This is a genomic window from Mucilaginibacter sp. OK268, assembly GCF_900103125.1.
In the GTDB taxonomy this organism is placed as follows: Bacteria; Bacteroidota; Bacteroidia; order Sphingobacteriales; family Sphingobacteriaceae; genus Mucilaginibacter.
In genome coordinates this window covers 427,427-445,267 of record NZ_FNJV01000002.1, presented here as the reverse complement: position 1 = coordinate 445,267, position 17,841 = coordinate 427,427, and the positions used below count along the sequence as shown (strand labels likewise).

The window sequence follows — 17,841 nt, the reverse complement described above, 5'->3', positions numbered from 1 at the left end:
TTAAAAAGAGAACGATATGAGATCATATTATAAATTATTACTGGCAATAACGCTTTGTACAACAGGGGTATCCTGCAAGAAATATCTTGACGTTACCCCCAGCAATGTTGGTACGCTTGATTATGCCTTCCGGAACCGTAACGAAGCCGAAAATTACCTGTTTGCCTGCTACTCCACCATGCAGCAAACCTCAAACGTAATTTACAACGCGGGCTTTACAGCTTCGGCCGAGATTGTTTATCCCAATAACCTAACCGCCAACTTTTTCAGCCAGCAGGGTTTCGATCTGATCCGTGGTGTACAAACTACCGGTAACCCTATATTAAACTACTGGGGCAACAGTAATGGCGGCGCGGCTATTTTTCAGGCCATCCGCAGGTGTAACATCATGCTGGAGAATATTAATAAACCGATAGACCTTTCGGCCGATGAAAAAAAGAGATGGATAGCCGAAGTGAAATTCCTGAAGGCATTCTATCATTATTACCTCATCAGGATGTACGGCCCCATCGTTTTAATCAAAGACAGTTACCCTATTGATGCTCCGCCAGATACTTTAAAGCGTAAAAGGGCATCGGTTGATGAATCATTTAGCTACGTAGTGTCGTTATTGGATGAGGCCATACCTGATTTGCCGCCAACCATCCAGAACCAGGCACAGGAGTTTGGCCGTATTACCAAATTTATAGCCATGAGTGTAAAGGCCGAGGTTTTAACCACAGCCGCCAGTCCTTTATTTAACGGTAACCCCGATTATCAAAGCTTCAAGGATAAAACAGGTAAAAGTTTATTTTCTGCTGCTTATGATGCTTCCAAATGGCAAAAAGCCGCCGATGCCTGCAAAGCTGCCATCACCGAATGCGAGGCGCAGGGCATCAAATTATATACGCTGCAACCAACCGGCAACATCAACGTGTCTGATGAGCTGAAACAAATTTTAACCCTGCAATTGGCAGTAACCGATAAATGGGAGCAGAACCCGGAGCTGATATGGGCTTTGAATTACACCTTTAGTTACCAGGGCTATGTGATACCTAAATTAACCAGCCAGTCGGTGGGTATGGCAAATACTTATCCATCCAACTGGGCTGTGCCATTGGCCGAATCGGAGTTGTTTTATACCAATAACGGCGTGCCCTTAACGGAGGATAAAAATTTTGATTATAGCAACCGCTTTACACCCCTGGTTGGTGATGAAGCCAATCAGCATTATATTGAACAAGGATACGAAACCGCCCGGGAGAATTTTAACCGTGAAAGAAGGTTTTACGCTTCTATAGGTTTTGATGGCGGCATTTGGTTTGGTAATGGTGTAACCGATGAAAGCAAGGCGTACTATGTGCAGGCTCGCGGTATTTTTGGTTTGGCAGGCCCTAAAAGCTTTAACTCTACTAATATCACCGGTATATGGCCAAAAAAACTGGGCAATTACCTCACCGTAATGGATCAAACCTTTACTACGGTTGATTATCACCTGCCATTGATCCGCTTATCCGGTTTGTATCTTTTATATGCCGAAGCTTTAAACGAGGCACAGGGCCCAACAGCTGATGTGTACAACTACATTGATAAAGTGCGGACAAGAGCCGGATTGAAAGGCGTGCAGGAATCATGGAGCAATTTCTCAAAAAATCCGTCAAAGCCTGCTTCAAAAGAAGGTTTACGCCAGATCATACACCAGGAAAGAAGAATAGAGCTGGCCTTTGAAGGACAGATAGGCTGGGATCTGCGCAGATGGAAAGAATTACAGGAAGTTTTAAGCCGGCCGATACAAGGCTGGAATATTAACCAGGGTACATCTGCCAATTATTACCGCCCAACAAATGTGATCACCCCGGTTTTTGGTTTGCGTGATTATTTATGGCCTATCAGCTCAACAGACCTGGTGGTAAATGAAAACCTTACCCAAAACCCATACTGGTAGAAGCATCAGTTATGAAGACATTATTTATAGTAATTAATATAACATATCAATTATGAAAAAAATTAATAACGGCAGATACGCATTATCGATACTTTATGTACCGGTTTTGTTCATCATGCTTTTAACTTCCTGTAAAAAAGGTGAGTCGAGCGTTGAGGTAGTATCCAACGATAAAACTAAACCGGGGGTGGTTACCAATGTAAAGGTCGAAAACCTGAACGGTTCGGCCCGTATAACTTATACGCTGCCCAGCTCCCAAAACCTGTTATATGTTTTGGCAACCTATAACATCAATGATAAAGTAGTAAGGCAAACCAAATCAAGCTATTATACCGATACCATAATGGTTGACGGCTTTGCCAAAGCTAAAGAGTACACGGTTACCTTAAACGCGGTAAGCCGGGCCAATATCATGTCTGATGCGATAACGGTAAAGGTTAATCCTAAAATACCTAACTATTTGCTCATTAATGATAACCTGGCTATTACGCCAGATTTTGGCGGGGCCAACTTTTATGGTTTCAATCCCAATAAAACCCCGGTGGCCATACATATTTTATCCTATAACGATGCTACCAAAGGTTATGACGAGCAGGATCCGCAGTATTTAAGCAACGATACGGTAAATATATCGGTGCGTGGCTTTTCGGTAAAGAATACCAGGTTCGCGGTTTTTACTACGGATAGGTTCGGCAACGTGTCTGACACGGTAACCAAGGAATTAACGCCTTTGTTTGAGACCCAGTTGGACAAGACCAAATTCTTTACCTATCACCTGGGTACCGATAGCCCGATAGGATATGGCTGGGAATTCAAATACTTTTTTGATGGCAGCCTGGGCGATCCCGGATGGCATACCCTGAGCGCTCCTTTAAAAATAGGCAGCTTTGGCATTGGGCAGTTATCAAAAATAAGCCGTGTAGTGTTGTATAACAGGCTACCCGATATATGGGGTTACCAAAATAGCCGTCAGTTTACCATTTGGGGCTCTACTAAAGATAACCCGGCCGATTATCCATCATGGCCTGCTAGCGTTACGGCTGTGGGTACTGTGCTGGGCGATTGGATAAACCTGGGCAATTTTGTAGTGCCATTGCCACCATCGGGCGCACCGCCAAACCAGGCAACTGATGCCGACAAAAACACCGCGGGTACCAATGGCTTTAGCTTTAATATGCCAAATGTAAGCCAGATGCCTGCCGTTAAATATGTGCGTTTCCAGTGTACACAAACCTGGGCCGGACTTGATTATGTGCATGCCAAGGAGATCACCTTGTTTGGCGCGCCTGTACAATAAACCGTTAATTAAAAAATTAAAGAAATGAAAATAGCATTCAACCTTACTGTTTTCTTATTCATGTGTTTGGCAATTGTCGGTTGCAAAAAATATGATACGGATTATAAGTCATTTTTAGATAATCATGAGATAACCTATCCAGGGCTGGCATCCGGGTTTACTTACCATGCTGGTAATTTGCGTACCGTGTTGGTTTGGCATCCCAGCCCTGATCCCAGCATTAAAACATACGTGGTAAAATGGAACAATGGTCGTGATTCATTAAAACTGGATGCCACCAGTCACGATCCGGCAGATTCCATACAGCTGAGTATCCCTAATCTGCAGGAGTATGTGTACAGCTTTCATCTGCTCACTTATGATGATAAGGGCAACCCCTCTATCGGTCAGGACCTGAATAACGTGCGCGTTTATGGGCCCGCCTATCAGTCTACCTTATTAAACAGGGCCTATAACACAGCTAATCCTTATGTTATCCATAATGATGGCTCCGTAACCCTTAACTTTAATAAGGCCGATACCGGAAATGTGGCTACCACTGTAAAGTACACCAATAAACTGGGAGCCAGCGAAGAACGCTCCTTTGTGGCCGACAGTAGCTCGATCACCCTGCCCGACTATAAGTTTGGAACGGAGGTTCAATACCGGTCATCATACATCCCGGTAAAAAATGCTGCCGATATATTTAACGCCCTGACTTATGATAAGTTCCCAACAATTATCGGCGTTGCAGAGATGGATAAGAGCCTGTTTAAGGCAGTTTACCTGCCAACGGATGTAGGCTCGGCCTATGGCTGGGAACTTTATTTCTTATGGGATAAGAGCACCAATGAGCCGGGCTTCCATACACCAGGTACCGACTTCCCCATCTGGTTTACCATCGACCTGGGACAATCGGCCTCCTTATCACAATTAAAGCTGTGGCAAAGGATGTCGGCCCTGTATGATGTAGGCAATGCCAAACGCTTCGAGGTATGGGGAACCAACAACACGCCAGATCCATCTGGTAGTTGGAACGGCTGGACCCAGTTAGCCAGTTTTACTTCTTATAAACCTTCGGGCTTACCTCGGGGACAAAATTCAGACGACGATAAAAAGTTTGCTGAAGCCGGCGAACCTTTCAACTTCCCGGCAAATGGCCTTACGGTACGTTACATCAGGTTTAAGATCCTGGAAACATGGGGCGAAACCAATTATTTCCACGCCATTGAAATATCAGTATTTAAGCAATTAAAATAGTTTAGAAATCTTAAAAAAGGAGTAGCTGTTATCAGCTACTCCTTTTTTATTGAAGAATACCCGATGAAGTGACCGCTATCTTAAAAAGGGTGTCATGCTGAGCTTGTCGAAGCATGGTGGGCGGGCCTCTGCGCTCTACCCTTCGACAAGCTCAGGATGACGCCCCCTTTTTGTTTTTTTATTGAGCATACCCATCAAAAGCCCCACTCAATAGCTACTTTTGGCTTAACATAAATTAATGAAAGAAGTATTTTCAAGGTCTGGCGAGTATCTGATCGGGTTAAAAAACGCGGATACCGATTTGCTGAGCTCACCGGCTCAATTCTCAGAATATACGATCTTATTTATTCCCGAAGGCGATGGCGTTTATCATGCCGATTTTGGCAAGTTTAATTACGCAGGGCCTATTCTTTTATTCTCAACACCCTTACAGGTTATTTACCTGGAACATAACAAACCCCAGCCACTAACCATGCTGCAGTTTCACTCCGATTTTTATTGTATTGAATATCACCGGGAAGAAGTGGCCTGCAATGGCTTGTTGTTCAATAATCTTTACATACAACCCTGTGTTAAATTAACCCAGAGCGATGCCCGGGTATTTGAGCAATTGTTAGCCGAGGTAGATAAGGAGTTTGGACAGGAGTCACCCTCTGAGATCGTGCTTCGGGCCTATTTGCAGCTGTTCCTGGCTAAATCAAGCAATATTAAAGTTAAGCTGATAGCCGGTAACCAGGACCGGAAAGAAAAGGATGAGCAAATGGAGCAATTCAGCAAGTTGCTGGATCAGCATTATCTTACCCTGCACAAACCCAATGATTACGCGCAACTATTGGCTATAACGCCCAATAGCTTTAGTAAGCGTTGTATGCGGTATTTCAAAAAAACACCCTCGCAACTGATCCAGGAGCGGTTGATGCTGGAGGCCAAAAAGCGGCTGCACCTAACCCGGCAAAGCATCAAGGAAATAGCCTACGCGCTCAAATTTCAGGATGAATTTTATTTTAGCCGCGTTTTTAAAAAGCTAACCAAGGTATCGCCTCAAACCTTTCGCGATAAAACAGGTATCTCCATCGTGGCAGATTTGTCCAAGCAATAGCCATATTCGTCCATGTTGGGGGAGGGATAACTGAGGTAGATTTGACTCAACAAATTTAATATCATGAAAACAATACAAGTTCCGACAAGAGATCAGGTAAGCACCGGATCGCAGGTTATATTTGATCAGTATCAGAAACGCATGGGCAAAGTGCCCAACCTGTATGCCACTATGGGCTATTCAGAAAACGCCTTAAAAGGCTTTGTGGATTTTGAAACCGCTTTAAACCATGGTGCGTTTCGTCCCAAGGAAAGGGAGGCCATTGCCCTGGTGGTGTCAGAAATAAATGGGTGTGCTTATTGTTTGGCCGGGCATACTTTGGCTGCCATCAAAAACGGCTTTACCAAAGAAGAAACTTTGGACCTGAGAAGAGGTAAAACTAATGATGATAAGCTGAATGCCATATTACAATTAGCCAAATCGGTAACCATTAACAAAGGCCATGCAGATCAGGAAGCCCTGGATAATTTTTATGCCGCCGGTTTTGATGAAGCCGCCTTAATAGAACTGATAGGTCTGGTTACCGTGCGTGTGTTTACCAACTATGTTTTTGCAGCAACAGGTATTCCAGTCGATTTCCCTTTAGCCGAACCATTAAACTAAGCCGCAATGAAAACTGATGAACAAAATAGTAATCTGCCATCTGATGAAGACAAATTGCAGCTGGCCAATACTTTTATTACCTCGTTAAAAAGCAACAACTGGGACACCATGCGATCCATATTGGCTGCTGATGCCAGCTGGACGCTGCCCGGCACAAGCTTGCTATCCGGCTATGCCAATGGTGCCGAAGCCATTATCAAGCGGGCACAGGGCCTCAAACATTTCGGGGTTAATTTTGATCTGAAATATATCCTGATCGGCCTCAACGGTTTCACCTTGTCTTTACGCAACACGGCAAACAGGGGCGAACTGATATTGGACGAACAGGTGGCCATTGTTTTTGAAGTAGGCGATGGAAAGATAACCGGCATGGCTACTTATCTTTCTGATGTGCCGGGTATCAATGCTTTTTTTATTGCGGGGATATAAACTATCTTGCCGCAAAATTAAAACACATGGCTGATCATAAACTGGAGGCTGCCAAAGCCGCGTTTAAATTTATAAAAACAGGTGAAACAATAGGTTTAGGTGCCGGCACAACTGTTCTACACCTGGCCAACATGATCGGGCAGGATGAGGATCTGGCCCGATCTGTTGTTTTGGTATCGTCGTCATTCAAAACAAATACTTACCTGCAGGAGCAGGGCTTAAATGTAAAGCCGGCATCGGCTACCAAGCACCTGGATATCTATTTTGATGGCTGCGATCAGTTCGATCAGCAACTGAATGCCCTGAAAAGCGGCGGTGGTATCCACACCACCGAAAAGATCCTGGCCTCTATGGCTACCGAGTTTATTTTAATGGGCGATGACACCAAGTTTGTACCACAGCTGAATGCCACCTACCCGTTGGTGATCGAAATTTTACCCCAGGCTTTACAGATCGTATTGGACAGGTTACGGTTGGTCTATCCCGATGCGGATATCAAATTACGCATGTGCGATCAGAAAGATGGGGCTGTTATTTCTGATAACGGTAACCTGCTAGCCGATATTCGTTTTACTGCTCCACCGCAATGGCAACAGCTCAATATCGATGTAAAAATGATCCCCGGTATTGTGGAGCATTCTTTGTTTTATGGTATGGCAACCAAAGTTATTATTGCCGGGGAAAGCGGTATACGGATAATTACCCCGATAAGATAAAGGTTGGTTTATGTTTGGTCGGCAAAATATTTTATCTTTAAAGCCTAACCTAAAAATTCATAAAATGATCTTCCCGCTAAAATCCAAACGCGCCTGTTCGTTACTGTTGGTACTTTTATTTTTGATCACGGGTGTAAAAACCTACGCCACAGGGCCGGTTATTAAACCTGATTCGCTGTTGCAAAAAGCATATATACTCAACATCATGCAGCGGGTTGCCGATTGGCAGATCAACGACTGGAATACCAATGGCTTTAAACATGCCAAGGTCGACTGGACAAACGCTGCTTGTTATACCGGGATTTACGCGCTGGGATCTATCAAAAACAACGAAAAATATTTAACCACGCTGGTGAACATAGGCAACGACCTGGGCTGGAATACCGGGCGCGACCGCTTCATGGCCGATGATTACTGTATAGGCCAAACCTACTCATTGCTGTATACCAAATACAAGGACAAAAAAATGATTGCCCCGTTTATTTCGCTGGGCGACAGTATTGTCAGCAAGCCGCACGATGAATCGTTGGAATGGAAGAATCATATAGCTTCGCGGGAATGGGCCTGGTGCGATGCCTTGTTTATGGGGCCTACAGCCTTGAGTTATTTAAGCACCGCTACCGGGAATGCCCAATATTTAAATACCGCCACCAAACTCTGGTGGAAAACAACCGATTACCTGTATGACCCGACCGAACACCTGTACTTTAGAGACGGTAGTTACTTTGATAAAAAAGAAAAGAACGGCAAAAAAGTATTTTGGGCAAGGGGCAACGGATGGGTGCTGGCCGGATTAGTAAGGGTAATGGAAAACATGCCGGCCAACCATTCCGAAAAAAAGAAATTTGAAAAACTATACCGCGATATGGCCGCTAAGATAGCCTCGCTGCAACAACCCGATGGCAGCTGGCACGCCTCCCTGCTTGATCCGGAAAGCTACCCGGTTAAAGAAACAAGCGGTACCGGCTTTTATTGCTATGCCCTGCTATGGGGTCTTAACCATGGACTGCTGGATAATAAAACCTACTGGCCCGTTGTGAAAAAGGCCTGGGAGGTACTGGTAGCTTCGGTTCATGCCGATGGGATGCTGGGCTATGTACAACGTATCGGTGCCGGTCCGGACGCGGTTACTGAGGACAGTACCGAAGTATATGGTGTAGGCGCCTTCTTGCTTACAGGAGCCCAGCTATATCAGTACCTGGGTACGCATCCGGCTGCTGCAAAAAACTGAAATTGAATATTCTTATAAAAACAAAGGGAGGCCCAAAGCCTCCCTTTGTTTTTATACTCTCTCTGCTATCTGCATTAGGCTTTCAGCTTTCACATGCGTAAAACTACGTATCAGATACAGTAAATCCCGAAGGCTATTTCAGTAGTAACCCTGCCTGTGCTTTGGCGCTATCCAAATATCTTTGACTATACAAAAACTAAAGGATATTTATGAAAAACCAGTACTACTTCAATCTACTACACTACAGCTCATTAATGCTAACCGTTATCAATAAGTTCATGAACCTGTAATAACAGGATAAAGATAATAAGTTATAAATTAGGGATAATAACTTAGGAGCAGCCGCTTACAGCAATGTAGCGGCTGTTGTTTGTTTATGGCGGATTTTCTTTTAAAAGCATTGGCCCAGGTGCGATTTTGATGTTCATCTTTTATCCCCCTCAATAACAATAATTTAACAAAAAAATGGCATGGGTGTTGTGTAATAATTGCTAAAAATATTAGTAATTTAGCGATATATTTACAGCAATCAACATGACAACCCTGGCCGACCGTCGTTTTATATCCCATCTGGATCTCGATACATTTTTTGTGAGCGTGGCCCGGCTGGATAACAGCAAGCTGCTGGGCAAGCCTGTGATTGTTGGCGGTTTAAGCGACAGGGGCATTGTGGCTTCCTGCAGTTATGAAACCCGTGCCTTTGGCGTGCACACCGCTATGCCCATGAAAATAGCCCGCCGTCTTTGCCCTGCTGCCGAAATTATAAGCGGCGATTTCGACCGTTATAGCCAGCTTTCCCGCGATGTTACTGAGATCATTCGCGAGCAGGTGCCTTTATATGAGAAAACCGGTATTGATGAATTTTATGCCGACCTCACCGGGATGGACCGCTACTTTGGCTGTAGCCTATTCATGAGCGAACTGAAGCAGCGGATCGCCAAGCAAACAGGTTTACCTATATCTTATGCCCTGGCTTCTAACAAACTGATATCAAAAGTAGCCACCAACGAAAACAAACCCAACGGTCATAAAGAAGTGCCTTTTGGTACCGAGCGGGAATACCTGGCCCCCTTGGTGGTGCAGAAGTTGCCGGGTGTTGGCGAAAAAACATCGTCGTTGCTGAGGCAGATGGGGGTAACTACCATTAAAATTTTAAGCGAGATACCACAGCCCATGATGCAGAGCCGTTTTGGCAAGCCGGGTATCGAAATGCACCGCCGCTCGCATGGTATTGATGAAAGTCCGGTAGTGCCATATTCCGAGCAAAAAAGCATCGGCACCGAAGAGATCTTTGAGAACGATACCATCGATATCCAGTTTCTACACCGCGAACTGGTACGGATGACCGAAAAGGTAAGCTTTCAGCTCCGGCAGCAAAAAAAACTGTGTGGCTGCGTCACCATCAAGCTGCGGTACTCCGATTTTAATACCGAAACCAAACAGGCGGTGATCAGCTATACCTCATCTGATGATGTGCTGCTGCAAACCGCTAAAGAGCTTTTTAAAAAAGTGTACGACCGCCGCCAGCTGGTGCGCTTGCTGGGGGTGCGCTTAAGTCACCTGGTGCAGGGGCAATACCAGATCAACCTGTTTAATGATACGGTCGAAAATATCCGGCTTTACCAGGCGATGGATCATATCCGCAAGCGTTTTGGCGAGGATGCTGTACACCGCTCTATAGCCCAGCAGCTAAATACCATAGAAAAGGAGCGTTATGTACGTTAATTGCAAAACATGGTTCAGCTACCGGTATGGTACGTATGAAACCAAAGCCTTAATAGCGCAGGCAAAGGCAATGGGCATTAGCTCCCTGGCCCTCACCAATATTAACGGCAACCCCGATGCCTGGGACTTTGTACATTATTGCCGCGAAGCGGATATCAAACCCATTTTAGGCTGCGAAATTCATAATGATAGGCGCTTTTGTTACCTGCTGATAGCCCGGAATGACCAGGGATTGATGCAGATCAACCGTTTTGTGTCCCGGTATAAAATGACCGATCAGCCCTTTCCGGCAAGGCCAGTTTTTGATCAGGATGTTTTTATTATTTATGCCCTGGGCGCGTTACAAGTCCGGGAGCTGCAAGATAATGAACTGATCGGTGTGCGGGCAAGCGAGGTAAACAAGCTATTTAGCGTACCCGTAAAAGATCATCCCGAAAAATTCATCATTCGCCAGCCGGTAACTTTTCAAAGCAAAAAGCATTTTAATCTGCACCGGCTTTTAAGAGCCATCGACGGGAATACGCTGCTGTCGAAATTATCACCCGATGAGGTAGCATCGCCCGATGAAATGTTCATGACCGAAGAGGAACTGATGGACAAATTCAGCGCGTACCCGGCTATCATCAGGCGAACACAACAGTTGATAGCAGCATGCGGTACAGCGATGGTCATCGACCCCAAATCAGATAAAAACAAACAAACCTATACCGATTCCTTAGAGGGGGACCGCCTGTTATTGGAGCAGCTGGCCTTAACCGGGATGAAAGAGCGTTACCCCGATGATCCGGTGATTGAAGCAAGGGTACAAAAGGAACTAAAAGTGGTTAACGACCTGCGGTTTAACTCCTACTTTTTAATTGTGTGGGATGTGGTGAACTTTGCTCGTAGCAAAGGTTTTTACTATGTGGGCCGGGGGAGCGGCGCCAATTCTATTATCGCCTATAATTTAAAAATAACAGATGTGGATCCTATCAAGCTGGATCTGTATTTTGAACGTTTTCTGAATAAATTCCGCACCTCCCCGCCCGATTTTGATATGGATTTTAGCCATAAGGACAGGAACGAGATCATCCGGTATATTTTTGACAAGTATGGTGCAAACCATGTGGCCCTGCTGGGTATGCACGGTACTTTTCAGCGCCGGGCTGCCATCCGCGAATTGGCTAAAGTACTGGGGCTGCCTAAGGAAGAAATAGATACCCTGGTTAAAAACAGGAATGCGACTTTGAAGGAAGACAGCATACAGAAAGTTATCCTGAAATATGCCGCCCTCATGCAGGATTTTCCCAACCACCTGAGCATACATGCCGGCGGGATGCTGATATCCGAAGAACCTATCTACCAATACACCGCGCTGGAAATGCCCCCGAAAGGTTTTGCGACCTCACAGATAGATATGTTTGGGGCCGAGCGTGTAGGGCTTATTAAGCTGGATATCCTGAGTCAGCGGGGATTGGGGCACATTAAGGATACTATACAACTGGTTAAACAAAACAAGGGTATCGACATAGATATTACCCGGGTGGATGATTTTATGAAAGACCCGCTGGTGGCCGACAGGATTCGCCGGGCCGATACCATAGGCTGTTTTTATATCGAAAGCCCGGCCATGCGCCAGTTACTCATGAAGCTGGAATGTGATGATTACCTCACGCTGGTGGCGGCCAGTTCTATCATCAGGCCGGGTGTGTCGCAATCGGGTATGATGAAGGCCTATATTTACAATTACCACAACCAGGATAAAGTACAATACCTGCACCCCAAAATGGAGGAATTGCTGAAAGAAACCTTTGGCATTATGGTGTACCAGGAGGATGTGATCAAGATAGCCCACCATTTTGGCGGCCTGGATATGGCCGAGGCGGATATCCTGCGCAGGGCCATGTCGGGCAAGTACCGGGGTAACGAGGAAATGATCAGGATTGAGGGTAAATTCTTTAGCAATTGTAAAGAGAAAGGTTATCCGCCCCACATCAGCAGGGAGGTTTGGCGGCAGATAGCCAGTTTTAGCGGTTATTCGTTCAGTAAGGCGCATTCGGCCAGTTTCGCGGTAGAAAGCTACCAAAGCCTTTACCTCAAAACTTATTTCCCCATGGAGTTTATGGTAGGGGTGATCAATAATTTTGGCGGATTTTATCGTACCCCCTTTTATTTTCATGAGTTAAAAAGGGCCGGAGCTCGCCTGCATGCACCCTGCGTAAATCAAAGCGATACCTATACCAATATTAAAGGCACAGATGTGTATGTGGGCCTGGTGCATATTGAACGACTAACCGCCGGCCTGCTGAAGGCCATTATTACCGAACGCCAACATCATGGCCCATACCTTACGATGGAAGATTTTATGGAACGTACCCAGCCCGGTATGGAGCAGCTGAATATCCTGATCCGCATTGGGGCGCTGCGCTTTACCGGCACCAGCAAGCAGGAATTGTTGTGGCGTGCCAACTTTTTTCAGAAACAGCAGGAAGATCAGCCCATTACCGTGGCCCTGTTTCATGAACCTGTTGCCGATTTTAAACTCCCGGTACTGAGCAGTCGCCCGTTGCAGGATGCTTTTGATGAGATCGAGATCCTGGGTTTTGCCCTTACAGATACCTTCCCGATGGTTGATGACGATCAGCAGGGGCTCACTTATGTAAAAGACCTGCCCAACAGACTGGGGCAAACGGTGAAGATATTGGGCCAACTGGTGGCCATCAAAGAATCAAATACCATTAAGCACGAGATCATGAATTTTGGTACTTTCCTTGATCCCCAGGGCGACTGGCTCGACACTGTACATTGGCCCGAATCATTAAAACGCTACACTTTCCAGGGCGACGGCTTTTACCGGATGACCGGCAAAGTAGTAGAAGAATTTGGCGTATACGCCGTGGAAGTATGGGAGATGCACAAAATAGGCTTCAAAATGGAAATGCTGCAATGGGGGTAGATGGGGAGAGGCAAGAGGTTAGAAGCAAGAATCAAGAAGAAAGAAAAAAACTCGTCATGCCGAACTTGTTTTGGCATCCCATAAGCAAGGTATATAACAAGCTGGTTACTTATCCCGTGAGATGCCGAAACAAGTTCGGCATGACTTCCATTCCCTCCCCACGGGAGGGGTGCGGCTGGCTTGTACGCAAAAGCAGGGAGGGGTTTATGCGCTATATAGGGATAAAAGGGCTGTCATGGTGAGCCCGTCGAACCATGGTGGGCAGGCCTCTGCGCACGAGTCTTCGACAAGCTCAGACTGACAGGCTTTGCACATCTATTCACAACATGTCATTGCGAGGAGGAACGACGAAGCAATCTCCTCGCGCTCCTCTACTAATGATGAGATTGCCACGCTACGCAATGACATAGTTTTTAGACCCCTTGCTCATTCAAGCGTCCCCCGGCAGTCGCTCGGCTCCAGCCGGGTGACGGATATTTCCCGGCCTCCGGCCGCTGTACAGTAAGAAATCGATCACCCAGCCCATTCAATATTCAGCAAATGTGGAATTAAATTCAGCTTATTTTTTAATTTTTCGCAATCGATTGTGAAAAATAATTACCTTGGCATTGTCAGTGTAAATGCGGTATTGCTATACCTGATAACCAATAAATCATATTATATTAAAAATCGATGGATTGCTTTAATCAATTTCCTAAACTATTTGGGCGGAAAAAGTTTTGGATAGCGTGTTTTTGCCTATTGGGTTATCAGCAACTCTGGGCGCAAAACGCGGTACCTCTTCATGATCTTTCTTTTTTCGATAACCCTTCATCAAACTGGAAAATTGCAGCCGGCGCACAGGCCGATATTACGCAGGATGAAGTTTTAACTGTTAAAGATGGTGCCGGAATTTTGGTAAACCTGCCCGGTAAAAAGGGCGCGAAAGACTTGTTTACCAAAACTGTTTATGGTGATGCCGATCTGGAGCTTGATTATATGATGGCCAAAGGATCAAACTCGGGCATCTATTTGCAGGGCCGTTATGAAATTCAGCTTTTGGATAGTTGGGGAACAGTAAACCCTAAATCGGGCGATAATGGGGGTATTTACGAGCGCTGGGATGATAGCAAACCAGATGGGCAGCAAGGTTATGATGGCCATGCGCCAAGGCAAAATGCCAGTCGCGCGCCGGGTTTGTGGCAGCACATGAAAATTTCGTTCCAGGCACCGCGCTTTGATAGCAAGGGGCAAAAGATCTCCAATGCCAAAGTGCTTTACGTTTGGTTAAATGGTGTTTTGATCCAGGATAATGTAGAGCTGAGCGGGCCAACCCGGGGGGCTTTTGATAAGGGGGAAACCGCAACCGGTCCGCTGCGTTTGCAGGGTGATCATGGCGCGGTAGCTTTCCGCAATATCAGCATAATCAGTTATGACAAACCGCAGCCAACGCTTTCAAACCTGAAATATTGGGTTTACAAAGGTGGTGATATTACCATAGAGGGATATAAAAAGCTAAAGCCCGAGTCAGAAGGGACTTCGCCTGTATTATCATCAAATCAAAGTAAACTCAATAACGATTTTTTAATGAGGTACACCGGTAATATCCAGGTTAAGGAAGCCGGCGAGTATGCTTTTAACCTGAGTGTGCCCGGAGGGAAAGGTACATTTCGTATTAACGGTACCGATGCTGTCGCATTGACCGAGAACGGGGGCAAGGGTAAAATACAACTGCAGGCCGGTGATCAGCCCTTTGAGTTATTTTATTCAAAAACTGTGGATTGGGCTAAACCAGCTTTGGGGCTTACTGTAGCAGGTCCGGGCGTACGTGAGTACTTGCTAAGCGATGCCAACGTAAGTAACAATGACCCGGTTGATCCTATTATAATCAACGCTGCTTCAACTCCGATAGTCCGCAGTTTTTCCGATCTGCCGGGAGGCATCAGGGTTACCCATGGCGTAAATGTAGGTAGTACTGGATTGTTGAATTATACTTACGACCTGGATAAAGGGATGATCGTTGCGATATGGCGCGGCGGTTTTTTGGATGCTACACCGATGTGGCACGACAGGGGCGATGGCTCATCCCGCCCGGCTGGTTCTGTTCAATACCTGGGTAAGCCGGTACCGGCTATCGAAAAACTCCATGATGCACCTGCCGCCTGGGTTTTGGATACCGTAGGCACGGGTTATAAACCTAAAGGCTATGTATTAAATGCCGACGATGTGCCTGCCTTTAAATATATTATTTATGGTGTGCCGGTAAACGATGCCAGTACTTTGATGGATAAGGGAGAAGGCATCCACCGGGAAATAACGCTTGCAACTGCTGTAGATGGCCTGTTTTATCACCTGGCTTCGGGTAATATCGAAACGCTTGGAAACGGATTATATGCTATTGATGATCAATCATATTACATCCGTATTGATGACGCGGGCGGGGCCAAAGCCCTTGTTCGTGATGCCGGCGGGAAGCAGGAGCTCATCATTCCTATTCAGAAGAAATTAACCTATTCTATCATTCTTTAAGCTGCCTTGATCATGTATAATACTTTAAAACAAATGATAAAAAGAGGCGCGTTTTTATTTACGCTTGTCATTATCGCGCTGTTAAGCGATATCAAAAATACCTTCGCCCAGGCCGAATCGCCTAAAGAAGATGATTTTTTTAAGATCATGAAAGTGCCCGCACCCGAAGGTACCATACTGGAGGTTGGCGGTTTGTGTACCCTGCCAAATGGTACTTTGGCTGTAACCACCCGTCGCGGGGATATTTTTATGGTCGAAAACCCTACCGGCCAACATCCTTTCTTCCGCAAGTTTGCTTCTGGTTTGCATGAGGTACTGGGCGCAGCCTGGAAAGATGGCGCTTTATACGTTGTTCAACGCGGTGAATTGACCAAACTGGTTGATACCAATATGGATGGCAAGGCCGATGTTTTTGAAACCATTTATGCATGGCCATTATCGGGCAATTACCACGAATACAGTTTCGGACCTAAAATTGCGCCGGATGGTTCATTTTTTGTAACCCTGAACCTGGGTTTCCCGCCCGACTGGTGGCACCCTAAAAGTTTTGTACCATGGCGTGGCTGGGCCTTAAATATTAAGGAGGATGGTACAGTTACACCCTGGGCAGCCGGATTTCGCTCGCCATGTGGTATCAGTATGATTGATGGCGAACTTTGGTATGCCGATAACCAGGGCGATTGGGTTGGATCGGGCAGTATTATGCCCATCAAAAAAGGGGCTTTTATGGGGCATCCTTCGAGCCTGGTTTGGACAGGCTTGCCTAACTCACCGCTAAAGCTTACGCCGGAGCAGTTTTTTGCCAAAAATAATCCTCGAATTGAGTTTGATAAAAATGGGCAGCCTGTAAAACCGCAGGATGTATTAAATGAAAAATTCAAGACCGAGTTTGAGGCTAAAAAAGAAATTCCGGACTTACAGTTGCCTGCGGTTTGGTTACCCCATGGCATCTTAGGGATCTCCAACTCCGAAATTGTGAAGATACCCGAAGGTGCATTTGGCCCATTTTCGGGGCAGCTGCTGATCTGCGATCAGGGGCAGAGTATGATCGACCGGATCTTTTTGGAAAAAGTTAACGGCGAATATCAAGGTGCGGCCTGGGCTTTCAGAAGCGGTTTTCAATCGGGCATAGTAAGACTGGCCTGGCTGCCCGACGGCTCATTGGCTGCCGGTGAAACTAACCGTGGCTGGGGATCGGCAGGGGAGGCTACCATGGGCTTGCAGCGTTTGGTATGGAATAATCGGGTTCCGTTTGAAATGCGTGCCATTAGGGCCATGCCCGATGGTTTTGAAATAGAATTTACCAAACCGGTTGATAAAAAGGTAGCGGCCGACATTGCATCCTACTCCGTAGAAAGTTTTATTTATAAATATCATGGCGTATATGGAAGTCCGCCGGTGAATACCGAAAAATGCCCGATAGCAGGCGTTAAAGTATCTGAGGATGGCTTAAAGGCAAGGCTTATCGTTAATAATCTGCGCAGGTATTATATCCATACCATTACACTTGCCGCGATCAGGGATAAGGAGAGTTATTTTAACCTGGTGCATCCCACAGCCTATTACACCCTGAACAATATCCCCGAAGGGCAAAAACTTTCCATGAATGAAGTAAGTACCCTAAACTCGGCTAAAGCAGCGGCTTCGGTAGGTGTTAAAAAAGCGGGGGGCGTTAAAAAAGGCGCAGCGGTAAAATCCGGAATGTTGGTAAACGCTGTTCCTACCTATGCTGATGTGCAGCCTCTTTTGCTGAAAAATACCTGTCTATCGTGCCATAATGCTACAAAAAGGCAGGTTGGCCCGGCATATATGGATGTGGCTAAACGGAAATACAGCGTGGCCGAATTGATACAACTGATTCATAACCCTAAGCCCGAGCACTGGCCCGATTATTCGACACCGATGCCGCCGATGCCACAGGTGCCTAAAGAAGACGCGCGCAAGATAGCGCTATGGATCAAATCGCTGGCCAAATAAATTGGAGTTTGATCCCGCACTCCGCGTTTAAATTGCGGACTTAAATGCGTATATTTGTATATACCAACAGCCCGGTTTTCCTGATCAAAAAGGAGAACCGGGCTGTTTAGTTAAGGGAGAAAAAGGCCCTAAAATTGGCTGTTTTTTATGTAGTTATT

12 protein-coding genes are annotated in these 17,841 nt (G+C 45.9%); all 12 read left to right on the top strand.

Annotated features, from left to right (window positions below; translation table 11 throughout):
• Positions 1-16: 16 nt before the first annotated feature.
• Positions 17-1,924, top strand: a complete 1,908-nt coding sequence (locus BLR84_RS07720) for a RagB/SusD family nutrient uptake outer membrane protein (RefSeq protein ID WP_090466618.1) — start codon at positions 17-19, stop codon at positions 1,922-1,924.
• A gap of 52 nt (positions 1,925-1,976) precedes the next feature.
• Positions 1,977-3,221, top strand: a complete 1,245-nt coding sequence (locus tag BLR84_RS07715; RefSeq protein ID WP_090466616.1) for a DUF4959 domain-containing protein — start codon at positions 1,977-1,979, stop codon at positions 3,219-3,221.
• Positions 3,222-3,245: 24 nt separating this feature from the next.
• Entirely contained in the window at positions 3,246-4,460 is a 1,215-nt protein-coding gene (locus BLR84_RS07710; protein WP_090466614.1) for a DUF4998 domain-containing protein, read from the top strand.
• A gap of 238 nt (positions 4,461-4,698) precedes the next feature.
• Complete coding sequence (locus tag BLR84_RS07705) at positions 4,699-5,559, top strand: helix-turn-helix domain-containing protein (RefSeq protein ID WP_090466612.1); 861 nt, start codon at positions 4,699-4,701, stop codon at positions 5,557-5,559.
• 63 nt (positions 5,560-5,622) lie between these two features.
• On the top strand, positions 5,623-6,162 hold the full coding sequence (locus BLR84_RS07700; protein ID WP_090466610.1) for a carboxymuconolactone decarboxylase family protein: 540 nt from the start codon (positions 5,623-5,625) through the stop codon (positions 6,160-6,162).
• A 6-nt stretch (positions 6,163-6,168) separates the two neighbouring features.
• Positions 6,169-6,591, top strand: a complete 423-nt coding sequence (locus tag BLR84_RS07695; protein ID WP_090466608.1) for a nuclear transport factor 2 family protein — start codon at positions 6,169-6,171, stop codon at positions 6,589-6,591.
• Positions 6,592-6,617: 26 nt separating this feature from the next.
• The gene (gene rpiA / locus BLR84_RS07690; protein WP_090466606.1) at positions 6,618-7,307 is read left to right on the top strand and encodes a ribose 5-phosphate isomerase A; all 690 of its coding nucleotides are present in this window, start codon (positions 6,618-6,620) and stop codon (positions 7,305-7,307) included.
• 64 nt (positions 7,308-7,371) lie between these two features.
• Positions 7,372-8,538 carry a glycoside hydrolase family 88/105 protein gene (locus BLR84_RS07685; RefSeq protein ID WP_090467635.1) on the top strand — a complete coding sequence of 389 codons (1,167 nt, stop codon included), beginning with the start codon at positions 7,372-7,374 and terminating at the stop codon, positions 8,536-8,538.
• Positions 8,539-9,072: 534 nt separating this feature from the next.
• Positions 9,073-10,263 carry a DNA polymerase IV gene (dinB, locus tag BLR84_RS07680; RefSeq protein ID WP_090466604.1) on the top strand — a complete coding sequence of 397 codons (1,191 nt, stop codon included), beginning with the start codon at positions 9,073-9,075 and terminating at the stop codon, positions 10,261-10,263.
• The gene (locus BLR84_RS07675; RefSeq protein ID WP_090466601.1) at positions 10,253-13,198 is read left to right on the top strand and encodes a DNA polymerase III subunit alpha; all 2,946 of its coding nucleotides are present in this window, start codon (positions 10,253-10,255) and stop codon (positions 13,196-13,198) included. The genes dinB and BLR84_RS07675 overlap by 11 nt, the downstream gene beginning before the upstream one ends.
• A gap of 672 nt (positions 13,199-13,870) precedes the next feature.
• Positions 13,871-15,706 carry a 3-keto-disaccharide hydrolase gene (locus BLR84_RS07665; protein WP_090466598.1) on the top strand — a complete coding sequence of 612 codons (1,836 nt, stop codon included), beginning with the start codon at positions 13,871-13,873 and terminating at the stop codon, positions 15,704-15,706.
• Positions 15,707-15,739: 33 nt separating this feature from the next.
• Positions 15,740-17,683, top strand: a complete 1,944-nt coding sequence (locus BLR84_RS07660; RefSeq protein ID WP_218128246.1) for a c-type cytochrome — start codon at positions 15,740-15,742, stop codon at positions 17,681-17,683.
• Positions 17,684-17,841 lie beyond the last annotated feature (158 nt).